The organism is Flavobacterium chungbukense (assembly GCF_020805785.1).
Taxonomy (GTDB): domain Bacteria; phylum Bacteroidota; class Bacteroidia; order Flavobacteriales; family Flavobacteriaceae; genus Flavobacterium; species Flavobacterium chungbukense.
The window spans coordinates 197,656-214,083 of record NZ_JAJGZV010000005.1; the positions used below are offsets into that span (position 1 = coordinate 197,656).

Consider the following 16,428-nt stretch of genomic DNA (forward strand, 5'->3'; position numbering starts at 1 on the left):
AACGAAATTTTAGGAGATACGGTTTCAGAAAAATCTGCTTTTTTAATATTATTTCGAATAAATGGTATAATTTGAAATACTGCTAGTTGTTTTTTGTTGTATTTTCGGTAATTCTACTATATTTGTATTAATTACATAAACTTTTATAGATGAAAGCTAAAGCAACTCTAAAACAAATTGCCAAAGAACTAGGAGTTTCGGTATCAACAGTATCTAAAGCGCTGAATGACAGTCCGGAAATTAGTGAGCAAACAAAGGTTAAGATTAAGGAGTATGCCAAACTCAAAAATTATAAGCCGAATGTTATTGGTTTGAATTTAAAAAATCGTAAAACAAAAACGATCGGCGTAATTATTCCTAATATTTTGAATTCATTCTTCGCGAAAGTTTTTAGCGGTATTGAGAAAGTTGCCGATAAAAAAGGATACAATGTAATTACGTGTATTTCGAATGAATCTTTAGAGAAAGAAGTTCATACTTTAGAAATGCTAAGTAACGGAACAATTGATGGCTTCATTTTGTCTGTTTCGCAAGAAGCGCAAAAACTTCAAGATTACAATCATTTTTCTGAAATTATTAATGATGGAACGCCAATTGTAATGTTTGATCGCATTGCTGATGAAGTGGATTGTGATAAAGTTGTAGTAGATGATTTTGATTCGGCTTTAAACTCAACACAGCATTTAATTGATTTAGGATGTAAAAATATTGCGTTGATTTCTTCTGTAGATAATATAAGTGTTGGAAGATTAAGAACAGAAGGCTATTTGAAAGCTTTAAAAGACAATAATATTCCGGTTAACGAAAAAATTATTCTTCGTACCGATTCTGAAGAAGATATGAAAGCTAAAATCGAAGGCATTTTTGATCATAAAATTGACGGAATTTTTGCTTTGGATGAAAATGATTCAGTTGCCGCTCTAAGAGTAAGTTTGAAAAAAGGATACAGAGTTCCAGAAGATATCTCAATTATTGGTTTTGCTGACGGAATTTTAGCTTCAAGACGTTTATCGCCAAGTTTGACAACCGTAAGTCAGCACGGAGTTGAAATTGGAGAAGTAGCGGCGAAAAGATTAATCGAAAGATTAGAAGAGCCAGAAGGAACAGTTTCTGAATATGAAACAATCGTCATCAAGACAAAATTGAAAGAAAGAGAATCGACTCGAAAAAAATAAAAATAAAAAAACCATCAGCTGATGGTTTTTTTTATGAAAATAGATTTGCAGTTGTTAATTTGTTCCATCAAATACGAGATTGTCTCCATAAACATTTTTGCATGCGACGTAAATTTCTTTCGGCAATCCATTTTTGAAACTAATTTTTGAAATAATCTTTTTGTCGCATTCGTGATCTTTATTAGCAAAGATTAAAATACGATCTTTAATTTCCTTAGGTAAATTACTTTCTCTTGGAGCGTAATAATTTCCTAAATATTGATTTTTGCCATTAAATACTAATATTCTACTGGTACTTCTACATGACATGCCCCACGTCCAGATATAATTCATGATTTTGTAGGTTCTTCCTTTGTTGGTTTTTAAAATACCTAAATAGGTTAAAGAAGTTTCAGTTCCTCCTTTATCATTCCATTTCCCGAAAACATACTCTTTTCCAATTCTGTTTTTTCGAAGAACTTCCAATCTAATGTTTTCATCATTTACTTGGGCATATCCTAATTCAGAAACTCCCATTGTAAGTAAAACAAAAAATAGCTTAATTATGATTGTTCTCTTAATCATTAAAAGGTACAGTTTAGATTATTTAGAAATCTAAAATCTAAAATCAAAAATCTGAAATCTAAAATAAATTAATGCGCTTCTAACCAATCTTTCCCTAAACCTAATTCAACTTCAAGCGGAACTGCCATTTTAAATGCATTTTCCATTTCGTGTTTAATCATCGGTTGGATTTTTTCGAGTTCATCATTGTGAACATCGAACACAAGCTCATCATGTACTTGAAGCAACATTCTTGATTTCCAGTTTTCGTCACGAAGTTTTTTATGAATGTTAATCATCGCGATTTTAATTACATCGGCTGCGCTTCCTTGAATTGGTGCGTTTACAGCATTTCGCTCTGCGGCACTTCTTACAACCGCATTGGCAGAATTGATATCTTTAAGATAACGGCGACGACCTAAAATAGTCTGTACGTAACCTTTTTCTCTAGCAAAATCAACTTGTTCTGAAATATAAGATTTAAGACGAGGATATGTTTTGTAATACGCATCAATTAAAGCGGCACTTTCGCTTCTTGAAAGAGAAGTTTGGTTACTCAATCCAAAAGCAGAAACACCATAAATAATTCCAAAGTTTACAGTTTTGGCATTACTTCTTTGTTCGCGAGAAACTTCTTCTAAAGCAACATCAAAAACTTTTGCTGCTGTTGCTCTGTGAATATCTTCTCCATTTTGAAAAGCTGCAATCATATTTTCTTCACCGCTCAAAGCAGCAATAATTCGCAATTCTATTTGAGAGTAATCGGCAGAGATTAAGGTATGGTTTTCATCGCGTGCCACAAAAGCTTTACGAATCTGACGGCCTCTTTCGGTACGAATCGGAATGTTCTGCAAGTTCGGATTGTTAGAACTCAAACGTCCAGTTGCAGCAACAGTTTGCATATAATCGGTATGAACGCGCAAAGTCTTTTTATCAACTTGTTCTGGTAAAGCCAAAATATAAGTACTTTGTAATTTTACCATTTGACGCCAATCTAAAATCTGTTTTACAATCGGATTGTCATTTGCCAAATAAGTTAAAACTTCTTCTCCAGTCGCATATTGACCGGTTTTAGTTTTCTTTTGTTTTGTGCCTCCAATTTTTAGTTTGTCAAATAATATATCTCCTAATTGTTTTGGAGAAGCCAAGTTGAATTTCTCACCAGCAGTCTCGTATATTTTTTCTTCTAAAGATTTGATTTCAACTTCCATTTCAGAAGACATTCCTTTTAAGAAATCTACATCCAAACGAATTCCTTCTGTTTCCATGTCGGCTAAAACACTTACTAATGGAATTTCGATTTCATCAAATAACTTTTTAGTTTCCGTTTTGTCTAATTCTGTGGTAAAAATTTCTTTTAATTGTAAAGTGATATCAGCATCTTCGGCAGCATATTCTTTTATATCTTCTAAAGGAACATCGCGCATAGAAAGCTGATTTTTTCCTTTTTTGCCAATTAAAGTTTCAATAGATTTTGGAGAATATTTTAAATACGTTTCTGCCAAAATATCCATGTTATGACGCATATCTGGATTAATCAAATAGTGCGCAATCATGGTATCAAAAAGTTTTCCTTTTACAGTAACACCATAATTAGAAAGAATTTTTAAATCGTATTTTAAGTTTTGTCCGATTTTCTCAATATTTTCATTTTCAAAAAATGGAACAAATTTATTAATCAAAATTTGAGCTTCTTCCTGACTTTCCGGAAACGGAACATAAAATGCTTTTCCTTTTTCATAAGAGAAAGACATTCCGACTAATTCTGCATGAAGTGCGTCAATTCCTGTTGTTTCAGTATCGAAGCAAACTGAAGTCTGTTTTTCTAAATTTTGTAAAAGCATTTTAATACCTAAATCGCCTTGAATTGTTTGGTAAAAATGCTCTGTATTTTCTAAAGTACTGTAAAATGAATTTCTTGCTGCTTCGGCACTTTCATCAAGTGTAGTGCCGCCTCCGCCAAAAAGATCAAATTGGTCTTCGTTTTTAGGCTGCGGTTTTTTGTATAGTTTTGCATCTTGCTCTGGAGTTGAAGCCAGTTCATTTCCGCCACCCACTTTAAATAAATTATCAAATTGTTCTGCCATTCTTCTAAATTCCAATTCTTGAAAAATAGCGTCTGTTCTTTCGATATCAGGACGCGAAAGTTCATAATCATCTTCATTAAAAACAACATCACAGTCACAGATAATTGTGGCTAGTTTTTTAGATAAAATACCTTTTTCTTTATTAGCCTCGATATTCTCTTTCATTTTACCTTTTAATAAATGGGTATTTTCTAAAAGGTTTTCCATTGTGCCGAATTCTTTCAGGAATTTTTTGGCAGTAACTTCACCAACACCTGGTAATCCTGGAATATTATCCACGGCATCTCCCATCATTCCAAGAAAATCAATTACTTGTTCTGGTCTTTCCACTTCAAATTTTGCCAAAACTTCAGGAATTCCCCAAATTTCGATTCCATTGCCCATTCGAGCCGGTTTGTACATAAATATATTTTCAGAAACCAATTGGGCAAAATCCTTATCAGGAGTTACCATATAAACCTTGTAATTCTGTTTTTCGGCTTGTTTAGCGATTGTTCCAATCAAATCATCGGCTTCACAGCCTGCAATTTCAATAATTGGAATATGCATGGCTTTCAATAATTCCTGAATATAGGGAATAGCAATTTTAATAGCCTCTGGCGTTGCGTCACGATTGGCTTTATATTCTGCGAACATTTCGGTTCTAACCTGGCTTCCTTCTTTATCAAAAGCTACAGCCAAATGATCTGGTTTTTCTCTTTTAATAACATCCAAAAGTGAGTTCATAAAACCCATAATTGCAGATGTGTCCATTCCTTTTGAATTGATTCTCGGGTTTTTTATAAAAGCATAATAACCACGAAAAATTAATGCATAAGCATCTAGAAGAAAAAGGCGTTTTTGAGTCGACATATAAAAAATATTAGTGTGTAAAAATAAACAATTGGAGGCTCAAAAAAGAAATTTTTTTTACCATATAAGTTATATAAGTTCATTTTAGCACAAACGCGCAGTGTAGAGGCGCACCGCAGTGCATCTAAATATTTACTATGAATTTTTAAATGAACTTATATAACTTATATGGTAGAAAAACAAGAAGAGTTAATATCAAGTTAAAATTTTTTATTTGGTGGATTCTTCATTTTTTCTTCATGTTGTGAAGCTAATTTTGACATATAAATTAAAAGGTTATTAATTCTTAAATCTTAGAAATCATGAGAAATTTATTAATGTTACTAGTAGCAGTTTTAGGAACAAGTGCAATGGTTCAAGCATTTCCAGCGAAAGCAGCAAAAGAAGTTGCAACAAAAGAAGTAAAAGCAACAAAACATCCTAAACACAAATCTTCTAAAAAAGCTAAAGCAGAAAAAACAGAAGCTAAAGCAGAAGCTCCAAAAACAGAAACTGCAAAAATGAATAAATAGTATGTTTTTTGTTTTGTTTTCAGAAGATTGTATGAAGGCAAAACAGGAAGGATAATTATAAAGAATGCAGGTGTTAAAAGCTGATAAAGAAATTTGTCAGCTTTTTTCGTTAATATTTTAATAACGCATAATTTGGTTTTTTATAAATGATTACTTTTAATTGTGCTTAAACACGTTTGGTTATGAATATTTTAATTGTCGAAGATAATCGAGAACTTGCATTAGAAGTTTATGATTTTTTGTGTAATGCAGGATATGTATGTAAAATTGCGCATACTTGTGCTGATGCTTTAGAAGAATTCAACAGCAATGATTATAATGCCATGCTTCTCGATTTAGGGCTTCCGGACGGCGATGGTTTTGAGGTTTTACAAACGGTCAGAAAGACAAAATCGAAAATGGCAGTAATTGTCTTAACGGCAAGAGGCGAACTAGACGACAGAATTAATGGTTTGCATCTCGGTGCCGATGATTATTTGACCAAACCTTTTGCTCTAACCGAACTTAGCGCCAGATTATTTGCTGTTATCAGAAGAATTCATGGTTTTACTTTAAATAACCTTTCTATTAATGGTTTTGTTTTACAGCTTCAGGATTATAAAGTCAGTTTTAATGAGCAGCCAATTAATCTGACCAAAAAAGAATTTGATATTTTTCAATATTTGGTTTTGAATAAAAATCGGGTAATAACGCGTCTTCAGCTTACAGAACATATTTGGGGCGATATTTTAGAAGTCAACTCAGATTCTAATTTTATAGATGTTCATGTTCGAAATCTTAGAAAAAAGTTGGACAAACACGCTCCCATAGATTGGTTTGAAACAGTTCGAAATGTCGGTTATCGTATAAATGAATAATACATTCTTGTGAAAATAAAACATCAATTAGCCATTTTTAATGCACTGACAAGATTGTTGGTGATTTTGATTTTATGGCTGATGCTTCCTATTCTGGTTCAAAATGTGGTTTATCATCACATTAATAATAGTCTTCTCGAAAAAAAGAAGAAATTTATAGAGCATTTAAATCAAGAGGAAATTAATGATTTTATAGAAAATCCTGATGATTCAACCGAAACCTTTTCAGAATTTTCAACCCTTCATAGCGAATTTCTTGTTTTATCTCGTGTTCCGATAAAACCGCATCAGAAAAAAACAACTTTTACCAATGAGTTTCGTAAGATTGAAAATGAAGAAAGCGAATATCGAATTTTGCAACATCATTTTACTTACGAAGGCGAATATTATCAACTTGAAATCGGAAGCAGTTTGTCTGAAGTTAATGATTTGACTTTTGTGATTCGTTTCTTCATACTGATTGTTTTTGTCGTAATCTTGTTTATTACTTTTTTGGCCGATACCTTTTATATAGAATATCTTCTCAAGCCATTTTATAAAATTATTGATACAAAAATCAGACGTGTAAACGAACCCGAAACATTTGATCACACTCCGATAAAAGCGCTTTCTCGAGATTTTAGAGAGTTAGATTTTGTTTTGAACCAGATGATGGATCGTATCTCGGAAGTTTTTAAAAAAGAAAAACAATTTATCTCTAATGTTTCGCATGAACTTCTAACGCCGATTGCGCTTCTAAAAACCAAGTTAGAGAATTTATTGCAAAATGAATCTTTAGATGACAATGCATTCGATAAAATTGCTGGTTCATTGAAGACATTAGATATGCTCAAAAAAATCATTAATAATTTATTGTTGATTTCTAGAATAGATAATAATCAATATGAAGCCAATGAGGAAATTAATCTCAAAGAAATCGTTTCAGATTTACAAGAAGATCTTCAGGATCGTATTGACGACAGAGAAATTGAGTTTGTAAATAAAATGCAAAACAGTTTTGCCTTTTTAGGAAACAAAACTTTAATTCATATTCTTATTTATAATCTAGTTACAAATGCCATAAAATATAATAAGCCAAATGGAAGTATTATCGTTGAAGATGGTTTTACAACAGATCATTATTTTATTTTGGTAAAAGATTCTGGAATTGGAATGGACGAATCTCAATTGGAAAAAATATTTAGCAGATTTGCTAGAATTAGTTCAGATCAAGAAGGGCAGGGGTTAGGACTTGCTATTGCTCAAAGTATTGCTTCTTTTCATCATGTTGAAATTACAGTAGAGTCTGAATTAGGTAAAGGAACTTCTTTTGGATTGTGGTTTCAAAAGCCAATTAAAAGTTAAAAATTTCCTGTAAGACTTTTTCTTCATTTTGTCTTCATTTTACGATTATATCTTTGACTTATAAATAATGAAATAATAATAATCATAAAATTTAAAGTCATGAAAAAATTAGCAATTTTAGCAGTAGCAGTATTAGGAACTTTCTCAATGGTAAATGCACAAACAGCTCCAGCTGCAACACCAACAAAAGAAGTAAAAGTCGCTAAACACGATAAAAAAGGAAACAAAAAAGCTAAAGGAGAGAAAAAAGCAGAAGCTGTAAAAGCAGAAGCGCCTAAAGCAAAATAAAACAACATTACATGTTGAAGATTAAATAGTTTTAAAAAGGTTGGTAGGAAAAAAGCTGAAAGAGCCATCTTTCAGCTTTTTCTATTTAATAGCGTTAAATTTTTTATAATAATAAGCGATAGGATTTTTATTCTTTGCTACTTTTGTTTAAAACTATAACAAATGATCCTTCGTTTTGTAATTCTATGCGCTCTTTTTCTATTTATTGAGTTCTATTCTTATCAAGCTTTTCGAACTTTAATTAAAGTGAGATGGGTTTTGGTTAGCTACCAAGTAATAAGTTTCTTGCTTTTATTGTTTATCATATATTCTTTTTCTCAAGTAGATCGTTCCGTTGGACAAACTAGACAATTTATGTTTACAACAGGTTTAATGTTGTTAATATATGTGCCAAAAATTGTACTTACTTTGGTAATGTTCGGAGAAGATATTTTTAGAATCGGAGCTAGTATCTTGAACTATTTTGTTTACAATGCTCCTCGAAAAGAAATGATGCCTGATAGGCGAAAATTTGTAAGTCAGATTGCATTAGGCTTAGCGGCAATTCCTTTTTTATCTATAATTTACGGAATCCTTGAAGGAAAATATAATTTTAAAGTAATCAAACAAACTATATTTTTTCCAGATCTGCCAGATGCCTTTGATGGTTTTAAAATCACTCAGATTTCGGATGTTCACAGTGGAAGTTTTGATAATCCAGAGAAAATAAATTATGCGATTGACCTAATAAATCAACAAGAATCAGATTTGATTTTGTTTACTGGAGATATTGTAAATACACATGCAAAAGAAATGCATCCTTGGTTGGAGACTTTTAATAGAATAAAAGAGTACAAGTATGGAAAGTTTGCAGTTTTAGGCAATCACGATTATGGCGAATATGTAACATGGCCTTCTGAAAAAGAAAAAGATGAAAATTTTCAAGAAATAAAAAAACTTTACGGTCAGATTGATTTCAAGCTCATGCTGAATGAACATACTTATATTCAGAAAGGTGATGATAAAATTGCGCTGATTGGAGTAGAGAATTGGGGTGTGAATTTTAAGAAAGCTGGAGATTTAAATAAAGCTTCAGAAAATGTGCATCAAGACGATTTTAAAATTTTGATGAGCCACGATCCAAGTCATTGGGATGCCGAAATTAAAGAACATCCAAAGAATTTCCATCTAACTTTCGCGGGTCATACACACGGTATGCAGTTTGGAATTGAAATTCCAGGATATTTCAAATGGAGTCTAGCACAATATATCTATAAACAATGGGCAGGCTTGTACGAAAATCTCGGAAGATACGTTTATGTTAATCGCGGATTTGGTTTTCATGCCTATCCTGGACGAGTTGGAATTATGCCTGAAATAACAGTGATTGAACTAAAAAAAGGCCGTAATGTCGCTTAATTCGTTAAAAATGCTAAATTTGTATTATATTTAATTCTATTAATAGATTTAAAAACTTAAATTTTTTGGTTTTATGTCAAAATTCGGAGAACTAATAAATGCTCAAGTTCCAGTGTTAATTGATTTTTACACCGATTGGAATGAATCTTCAGTTTCAATGCATCCTGTAATTAAGGATGTTGCGGCTGCGCTTGGCGATAAAGCCAAAGTAATCAAAATTGATGTAGATAAAAATCAGGAACTAGCAGAAGCACTTCGCATAAAAGGACTTCCAACTTTAATGATTTATAAAGATGGGCAAATGATCTGGAGACAATCTGGAGAACTAGATGCGAATACAATAATAGGAATTGTTCAAGACCAATTCAACGTTTAAATAACTTCTTATTGATGTTATTTAATGAATAATGTCAAACTTATATCCGTTTTCTTTTAAAAAATGAAGTGTTCTTGGTAAAGCAAATCTCAAATTTGGAGATGCCTTGATGCTATCATGAAAAACAATTACACTGCCTGATTTTACATTTTTGGTTACGTTTTCCAGACATTTTTCAGGAGTAATGCTTTGGTCGAAATCGGCGCTCAAAACATCCCACATTACTATTTTATAGCCTAATTTTCTTAGAACTTTAGATTGTGCTTTTTTGATTTTTCCGTAAGGAGGACGAAATAATAAACGGCGTGGCGCTTTTTCTTGTTCGTCTAGAACTTCTGCGCAGTTTTTTACGTTTTCAATATAATCGTTAGTATGGATTTTCCATCCATTTACATGGTTCATCGTATGATTGCCAATAGAATGCCCTTCTGTAATTAGTTTTTCGAATAAGGCAAGATTGGCTTTAATGTTTTTTCCGATGCAAAAAAAAGTAGCTTTTGCATCAAATTTTTTCAATTCAGATAAAACCCAATCTGTGATTTCTGGAGTTGGGCCATCATCAAAGGTTAAGTATATTTTCTTTTCATTGTTGGGAATGTCCCAGCAATATTTAGAAAATACCCTTTTAATGAATGAATTTGTTTTTACCCAATAAAAGCTCATCTGGAGTGGAATTTAATTGTTGTATAAAATTAAAAAATGCAGCGCTATTTATCAAACAGTGCTGCATTTTTTTAATTGTTAAAAATTTCGTATATTATTCTTTTTCACGCCCAAAACGTTCAAAAATATTTACATACGTATTAAAAGTTGTTTTATGTTTAGCGTAAAAAGCATTGTCTTTGTTTTCCTGCATTACATGCAATAAACTTCTGTAGCGCTCAATATCTGTAATGATATCAATTGCAAGATCAGATTGATCAGAAGGAGTTAATGTGCTGTAATAGTTTAGGTTTTCTTTATACTTTTCAACTAATTTATTTAATAGGTCTTGTGCTTTCGCAGTTTCTCCAACTTTGTAGTAGCCACCAGCAAAAGGTTCAACCAAAGAATAATAGCCATACTTTTCTAAAGGCAGTTTTGTCATTGCTAAATTAATTACTTTTTTAGCTTTATCAATTTTGCCTTCAGCAATAAGCTGATTCATTAATCTAGAAAGATTAGTACGGTAGGTAATGCTGTTTCTTCTTGTTTCAGGATCATGATAGATGTTTCCATTACTATTTCCCCAATCCCATTTCATTACAATATCATACATTTTTTCTGAATCAATTTGTCCCATATCTAATGGACCTCCATCTTTAGAAGGAGTAGTTTTTACAGGAACTAGTTTGTAAACCATTCCATCCAATTGTAAATAGTCTTTCAGCCATAAATAATCTTCGTCATCAAATGCGCCTCCACTAAAGTAAATTGGTCTTTTCCAATTATTATTAGCTAAGATATCTAGCATCATCAAACGGTTTTTGTATAAAGCACTTCCTTTAATGTCAATATCTAAATAAGGAACAATAGAATCATTGTATTTAGGATTAACAATTTTATTCTGAATGATAGCGTTTTTGTCAACATTCACTCTGATTTTATTTGTTGGGTAAAAATGAATTGTTTGCCCATTTTGCAATCCGACAGTTGATTTAGGATTTTTAATAAAATCAATGAAATCCTTAATATTCCAACGGGTATCAATTTTTTGAATGTAAGCTGTATAATCTAAGTTGTCTCCTACGTATTGTTTGTGCTCAAAAGAAATAGGAAGCGGGTTAGATTCGTATGATTTAGCTTTCATTTGATCAATGTACCAATCTGTCATGAACAAACTAGTGTTTACAATCTTAACGTCTGTTCTAAAATGCTCAATTTCTTGCGCATACCAAAGAGGGAAGGTGTCATTATCTCCGATTGTAAATAAAATGGCATCTTTGTCACAAGAACTTAAATAAGCTTTTGCCATTGCAACTGCTGTGTATCTGCCAGATCTATCGTGATCGTCCCAGTTTTGAGAGGCCATTAAAATAGGAGCAGCAAGTAAACTTCCTGCAATAATAACTGGTCCCGCAATTTTAGGTGCCAGATATTTTTGAATACTTTCATAGAGCGAATAAACTCCAAATCCGATCCAAATCGCAAAGACGTAAAACGAACCTACAAGGGCGTAATCTCTTTCACGAGGTTCAAAAGGTCTTTCGTTTAGGTATATTTTTAGCGCAATTCCTGTAAATAAAAATAAAGCTAAAAGCACATAGAAGCTTTTCAAATCTTTATTTGCATGATACATTAAACCAATTAAACCTAATATAAATGGAAGGAAATAATAAGCATTTCTTCCTTTATTGTTTAATACATCTGAAGGTAAGTTGTCTTGAGAACCTAAATGAATAGAATCTAAAGCTTTAATACCGCTGATCCAGTTTCCATCCAAGTTGTCATATTTACCCTGAATATCATTTTGACGACCAACAAAGTTCCACATTAAATATCTCCAGTACATGTATCCGAATTGATATTCAAACATAAAACTAAAATTGTCAGCAACAGAAGGTTTTTCAATAAGTAAATATTGACCGTAACTTCTTAAGAATTTAACATAGCCCTCGTTGTCAATTTGTTTTTGTGCGTAGGCTTTTCTGAATTCAGAAATCGTTTTTTCAACTTCGTTGCGTAATTGAGCGGTAGCTTTGTTGTATTCATCTTCACTCAGTTGGCTCGCATCGATTCCGTATTTTGCCAAATCGTCATCATAATCGTAATTTGGGTTGATTCGGAATTTAGGAGGATTTGTAAAGTTGATATAGTTTTGAATGTGTGGTGTTTCGGTACTCCACATTCTAGGAAGAACTGTTTTCTGATTGTCATCAGAATTTTGTTCCGCATTTTTATAATTGTTGGTAATAATATATTTACCTGTTTTATAATCTCTCTCGTAGTTGGGTTTTTTATCCGAGTAAGGATTTTTTGCGTCAAGTCCAGCGAAAACTTCAGTGTATTGCGGTCCATAAAACAAAGGGTTCACGCCATATTGTTCACGATTGTAATAAGCAAGAACCTCGGTAGCATCAGAAGGTTTATTTTCGTTAATTACTGTATTGGCATTAGCACGAACAGGAAGCATTATCCAAGTTGAGAAACCAATTAAAATGAATAATACACATAAGATTATGGTGTTGTAAAATATTAAACCTTTTTGTTTAGTATATTTTAATCCGAAATAGAAAAAGGCAATAAATAATAGTGCAACAAATATAGTTCCTGAGTTAAATGGAAGTCCCATACTGTTTACCATGAAAATTTCAGTTTTTCCGAAAAATGCCATAGTTAGTGGAAGAAGTAATTTGAAAATAAATAACAAAATTCCAATAACAACTACGTTGGCAATAAGGAAATTTTTAATAGTAACTTTTTCGTAGTGTTTAAAATAGTATAGAAATCCAATTGAAGGAATTGTTAGAAGAGCCATAAAGTGAACTCCAAAAGAAAGACCAACAACGAGTGAAATGATTAACAACCATTTGTTTCCTTTCGGTTTATCCATATCTTGTTCCCAGCGTAAACCAAGCCAGAAAAGCAATGCAATTAATAATGATGCCATTGCATAAACTTCGGCTTCAACTGCATTAAACCAGAAACTGTCAGAAAATGTATAAGCTAGTGCTCCTACAAAAGAGCTTCCTAAAATAACAATTGAATTGTTTTGGTCAATCTCTGCAAAACGAGCCACAATCTTTTTTAAGATCATAGAAGAAGACCAGAACATAAATAATATAGTAAATGCGCTAGAGAAAACAGACATCATGTTAACCATTAGAGCAACATGCTGAGCATCTATTGCAAACATTGCGAAAAATGCGCCCATCATTTGAAAAAGTGGAGCTCCTGGTGGGTGACCAACTTCAAGTTTAGCTGCGGTAGCAATATATTCTCCGCAATCCCAAAAACTCATTGTAGGTTCAACTGTTAAAGTGTAAGTAATTAAAGCGATTGCAAATGCAAACCAACCAATAATTGTATTCCATTTATTGAAATTGAATTGTGCCATATTTAGGTGTTAAAAATTTGAATGTTTTCTATCCTACAAAGAAAATGTTTTTTTATGTAAAGAATCGAGCATTAACAAAAAAATCTATAAAACTATCAGGAGATAGTAATTTGTTGTATATGAAGTGTTTTGAATGATGAAGGGAATTTTAAAGTAAAAAAAAGCTAAAAAAAATATTTTTTTTAGCTAAAAAGTTTGCACAAACTAAATAAAGCCTTAAATTTGCACTCGCTTAACAGCACTGCTGGTCTATGGTGTAATGGTAACACAACTGTTTTTGGTGCAGTCTTTCTAGGTTCGAGTCCTAGTAGACCAACATAAAAAGCCTCTCAGAAATGAGAGGCTTTTTTTATGCAAAAAAAATGTTTAAAAAGTTTGCGTAAACTAAATAAAGTTATAATTTTGCACCCGCTTAACAGCACTGCTGGTCTATGGTGTAATGGTAACACAACTGTTTTTGGTGCAGTCTTTCTAGGTTCGAGTCCTAGTAGACCAACATAAAAAGCCTCTCGGAAATGAGAGGCTTTTTTTTATGCGGTAAAATTAGGATTTAGAATCTGGTGTTTTTTATTTGTGTTTTAAAGAAGAAGGTGCAATTCCGAATTTCTTTTTAAAAGTAAAAGAGAAATGAGACAAGTCTTCAAAGCCAACTCCAATATATACTTCTGAAGGTAATTTGCCTTGACTGATTAAGTAATATGCTTCTTGCAATCTTTTATTTAGCAACCATTTTCCAGGGGTTTCTTGGAAAATTTTTTGAAAATCTCTTTTAAACGTCGCTAAACTTCTTCCGGTCAAGTAAGCAAATCGTTGCATTTGTACGTTGAAATGAAAATTTTTATTCATAAATGCTTCCAGATCAATTTTTCCAGGTTCGTTAAAATCGAATAAGATATCTTTTAATTCAGGATTGACTTTTAATAAAAGATGGACGGCTTCTTTAATTTTTAAATTGAATAAAGTTTCGTTGCTTTCTTCTTCAACTTCAAGATACGATAATAGCGATTCCATGAAAGATTGGTAAAGCAGATTTGGAGCTAATGAAAACATGGCTTCGGAATTTACCTTTTTGGTGGCTGTGTAACTATATTCTTTGCTGATTTCTCGTAAAATTTCTTGGTCTAAAAAAAGAGAAATCGTTTTGAATTCTCCTCCTTCGGGTGGAATTTTGATAAATTTTGCCAAATGATTTCTTCTGCTGAAACGAAAATCTCCTGGTTTGGAATGAAAAGTGTTTTTGTTGTCTGAAGCAATCATTTCGCCAGAAATCTGATAGCTGAAAACGTGCTCAGGTATAAAATGTTCACCTTCACGACTACGTGAATAATAACAGGAGTAAAGAATCTTTGGTTTTATATTCGTTTTTGGATTCATATTGTAAAGTTACTAAAAGATCCGGATAATCTTTTTAATGTAAGACGTCCGGATCTGTAAATTATTTTTGTTGAATTAGAGCTCTAGGTTCTAAATAGGCTTCAAGGCCTAATATTCCAAATTCACGGCCGATTCCTGATTGTTTGAACCCTCCAAAAGGAGCCATTGGGTCGTGACTTATTCCATTTATTTGAACTCTGCCTGCGTTAATTTGAGAAGCAACACGTTGAGCTCGTTTAGGGTCAGATGAACTTATGTATGCTTGTAATCCGTAATTGGTGTCGTTGGCAATTTCAATTGCATCTTCTTCTGTTTTGTAAGTGATGATGGATAAAACAGGGCCGAATATTTCTTCTTGAGCAATTCGCATTTTATTGTTTACGTGAATAAAAACAGTTGGTTTTACAAAATTTCCTTTTTCTAGTCCTTCGGGTTTTCCTAATCCGCCAGTTAAAATTTCTGCGCCTTCATTAATTCCGATTTGAATATAATCCTGAACACGATTAAATTGTTTTTCGCTTACCATTGGTCCAACGGCTGTATTTGGATTTTTAGGGTCTCCTACAATTGTATTTGAAATTACTTCTTTAATAATAAGTTTGGTTTCCTCTAATTTGCTTTCTGGAATTAACAATCTAGTTCCGGCAATGCACGCTTGTCCGCTGTTCATATAGGCGGCGATTACAGCTAGTGGAATTGCTTTAGAGAAATCGGCGTCATCTAGGATAATGTTCGGAGATTTTCCGCCAAGCTCAAGTGTAACGCGTTTCATTGTGTTTACAGCCTCTTTGGCAATGATTTTTCCAACGGATGTAGATCCTGTAAAAGAGATTTTAGCAATGTCTGGATTGCGGCTTATTTCGTTGCCGACTACTTCGCCTAATCCGTTTACTATGTTAAAAACGCCTTTAGGCAGTTTTGCTTCATGCAGACATTCTGTTATTAATTGTGTTTGCTGAGCGCTCATTTCACTCGGCTTTATAACAACTGTGCATCCTGCTGCGATTGCTGTTGATAATTTGCTGCAAATAAAACCATTGCTTGAATTCCAAGGAATGATAATTCCGACAACTCCAATTGGAGCCATTTGAACTTCAGATTCTCCCATTGTTTTAGTAAATTCGTAATTCTTTAGAAGATTAATAGCAGAGTCAAAACTCTTTTGCATATAAGTAAAGCTGTTGGAGGCAAATTGAAATGTTCCTCCGTATTCCTCTACTACAATATCAATAAATTCACTTTTTCTTTTTTCAATTTCGATTTTAATGTTTTCAAGATATTGAATTCTTTCGCTTGCTGTTGTTTTTGAAAAGGTTTTAAAAGCGGTTTTAGCAGCGTCGATTGCGTTTTGCGTGTCTTCGGTATTTCCTAAAATAACCTCTCCAAGCTTTTCATTTGTTGTTGGGCTAATAAGGTTGAAATATTCTGTTCCTTTTGGAGAAACGAATTCTCCATTAATGTAGATTTTGTCTATTGTTTTCATGTTGTGTGATTTAATGAATTTTTATTTGACAAATTTCTTTAATAATAGGCTTGGCTATTTTGTTGGAAAGCTCATTTTTAATTATCTCATTTTAATCTTTAAA

General features: G+C 32.5%; 13 protein-coding genes and 2 tRNA genes. 9 read left to right on the forward strand and 6 right to left on the reverse strand.

The genetic code is table 11. The features are described from left to right. The first annotated feature begins 149 nt into the window (after positions 1-149). Complete coding sequence (locus tag LL966_RS16305; RefSeq protein ID WP_229354727.1) at positions 150-1,175, forward strand: LacI family DNA-binding transcriptional regulator; 1,026 nt, start codon at positions 150-152, stop codon at positions 1,173-1,175. Positions 1,176-1,229: 54 nt separating this feature from the next. Here the strand turns inward: LL966_RS16305 and LL966_RS16310 are convergent, their stop codons facing one another. Next, positions 1,230-1,739, reverse strand: a complete 510-nt coding sequence (locus LL966_RS16310; protein ID WP_229354728.1) for a hypothetical protein — start codon at positions 1,737-1,739, stop codon at positions 1,230-1,232. Between the two features lie 68 nt (positions 1,740-1,807). Next, entirely contained in the window at positions 1,808-4,657 is a 2,850-nt protein-coding gene (gene polA / locus LL966_RS16315) for a DNA polymerase I (protein WP_229354729.1), read from the reverse strand. Between the two features lie 302 nt (positions 4,658-4,959). On the opposite strand from polA, the gene LL966_RS16320 reads away from it, so the two are divergent. From LL966_RS16320 to LL966_RS16345, 6 genes are all read left to right on the forward strand, one after another. Continuing rightward, the gene (locus LL966_RS16320; protein WP_229354730.1) at positions 4,960-5,169 is read left to right on the forward strand and encodes a hypothetical protein; all 210 of its coding nucleotides are present in this window, start codon (positions 4,960-4,962) and stop codon (positions 5,167-5,169) included. Between the two features lie 182 nt (positions 5,170-5,351). Then, entirely contained in the window at positions 5,352-6,026 is a 675-nt protein-coding gene (locus LL966_RS16325; protein ID WP_229354731.1) for a response regulator transcription factor, read from the forward strand. A 9-nt stretch (positions 6,027-6,035) separates the two neighbouring features. Then, positions 6,036-7,370: a sensor histidine kinase gene (locus LL966_RS16330; protein ID WP_229354732.1), complete on the forward strand. Its 1,335-nt coding sequence runs from the start codon at positions 6,036-6,038 to the stop codon at positions 7,368-7,370. Between the two features lie 99 nt (positions 7,371-7,469). After that, positions 7,470-7,658 carry a hypothetical protein gene (locus tag LL966_RS16335; protein ID WP_229354734.1) on the forward strand — a complete coding sequence of 63 codons (189 nt, stop codon included), beginning with the start codon at positions 7,470-7,472 and terminating at the stop codon, positions 7,656-7,658. 162 nt (positions 7,659-7,820) lie between these two features. Beyond that, the gene (locus LL966_RS16340) at positions 7,821-9,056 is read left to right on the forward strand and encodes a metallophosphoesterase (RefSeq protein ID WP_229354736.1); all 1,236 of its coding nucleotides are present in this window, start codon (positions 7,821-7,823) and stop codon (positions 9,054-9,056) included. A gap of 73 nt (positions 9,057-9,129) precedes the next feature. Then, positions 9,130-9,432 (forward strand): thioredoxin family protein, encoded by a 303-nt coding sequence (locus LL966_RS16345; protein ID WP_184157845.1) that lies wholly within the window; start codon positions 9,130-9,132, stop codon positions 9,430-9,432. 21 nt (positions 9,433-9,453) lie between these two features. Here the strand turns inward: LL966_RS16345 and LL966_RS16350 are convergent, their stop codons facing one another. Together LL966_RS16350 and LL966_RS16355 are read right to left on the reverse strand one after the other, a co-directional pair. Then, complete coding sequence (locus LL966_RS16350) at positions 9,454-10,095, reverse strand: polysaccharide deacetylase family protein (RefSeq protein ID WP_229354738.1); 642 nt, start codon at positions 10,093-10,095, stop codon at positions 9,454-9,456. Positions 10,096-10,189: 94 nt separating this feature from the next. After that, complete coding sequence (locus LL966_RS16355) at positions 10,190-13,468, reverse strand: glycosyltransferase family 117 protein (protein WP_229354739.1); 3,279 nt, start codon at positions 13,466-13,468, stop codon at positions 10,190-10,192. 245 nt (positions 13,469-13,713) lie between these two features. Here LL966_RS16355 and LL966_RS16360 point away from each other — a divergent pair. Together LL966_RS16360 and LL966_RS16365 are read left to right on the forward strand one after the other, a co-directional pair. Further along, positions 13,714-13,784: transfer RNA gene (locus LL966_RS16360), tRNA-Gln, on the forward strand. A gap of 109 nt (positions 13,785-13,893) precedes the next feature. Next, positions 13,894-13,964: transfer RNA gene (locus LL966_RS16365), tRNA-Gln, on the forward strand. Positions 13,965-14,035: 71 nt separating this feature from the next. On the opposite strand, the gene LL966_RS16370 is transcribed toward LL966_RS16365, so the two are convergent. Continuing rightward, entirely contained in the window at positions 14,036-14,842 is an 807-nt protein-coding gene (locus tag LL966_RS16370; protein ID WP_229354740.1) for an AraC family transcriptional regulator, read from the reverse strand. Between the two features lie 61 nt (positions 14,843-14,903). Next, positions 14,904-16,325: an aldehyde dehydrogenase family protein gene (locus tag LL966_RS16375; protein ID WP_229354741.1), complete on the reverse strand. Its 1,422-nt coding sequence runs from the start codon at positions 16,323-16,325 to the stop codon at positions 14,904-14,906. Between the last annotated feature and the right edge of the window lie 103 nt (positions 16,326-16,428).

Bases quoted from the DNA above. Each gene is read 5' to 3' on its own strand.
- LL966_RS16345 (WP_184157845.1), top strand. From the start codon at position 9,130: ATGTCAAAATTCGGAGAACTAATAAATGCTCAAGTTCCAGTGTTAATT.
- LL966_RS16370 (WP_229354740.1), bottom strand. From the start codon at position 14,842: ATGAATCCAAAAACGAATATAAAACCAAAGATTCTTTACTCCTGTTAT.
- LL966_RS16375 (WP_229354741.1), bottom strand. From the start codon at position 16,325: ATGAAAACAATAGACAAAATCTACATTAATGGAGAATTCGTTTCTCCA.
- LL966_RS16355 (WP_229354739.1), bottom strand. From the start codon at position 13,468: ATGGCACAATTCAATTTCAATAAATGGAATACAATTATTGGTTGGTTT.
- LL966_RS16320 (WP_229354730.1), top strand. From the start codon at position 4,960: ATGAGAAATTTATTAATGTTACTAGTAGCAGTTTTAGGAACAAGTGCA.
- LL966_RS16310 (WP_229354728.1), bottom strand. From the start codon at position 1,739: ATGATTAAGAGAACAATCATAATTAAGCTATTTTTTGTTTTACTTACA.
- LL966_RS16350 (WP_229354738.1), bottom strand. From the start codon at position 10,095: ATGAGCTTTTATTGGGTAAAAACAAATTCATTCATTAAAAGGGTATTT.
- LL966_RS16340 (WP_229354736.1), top strand. From the start codon at position 7,821: ATGATCCTTCGTTTTGTAATTCTATGCGCTCTTTTTCTATTTATTGAG.
- polA (WP_229354729.1), bottom strand. From the start codon at position 4,657: ATGTCGACTCAAAAACGCCTTTTTCTTCTAGATGCTTATGCATTAATT.
- LL966_RS16325 (WP_229354731.1), top strand. From the start codon at position 5,352: ATGAATATTTTAATTGTCGAAGATAATCGAGAACTTGCATTAGAAGTT.
- LL966_RS16335 (WP_229354734.1), top strand. From the start codon at position 7,470: ATGAAAAAATTAGCAATTTTAGCAGTAGCAGTATTAGGAACTTTCTCA.
- LL966_RS16305 (WP_229354727.1), top strand. From the start codon at position 150: ATGAAAGCTAAAGCAACTCTAAAACAAATTGCCAAAGAACTAGGAGTT.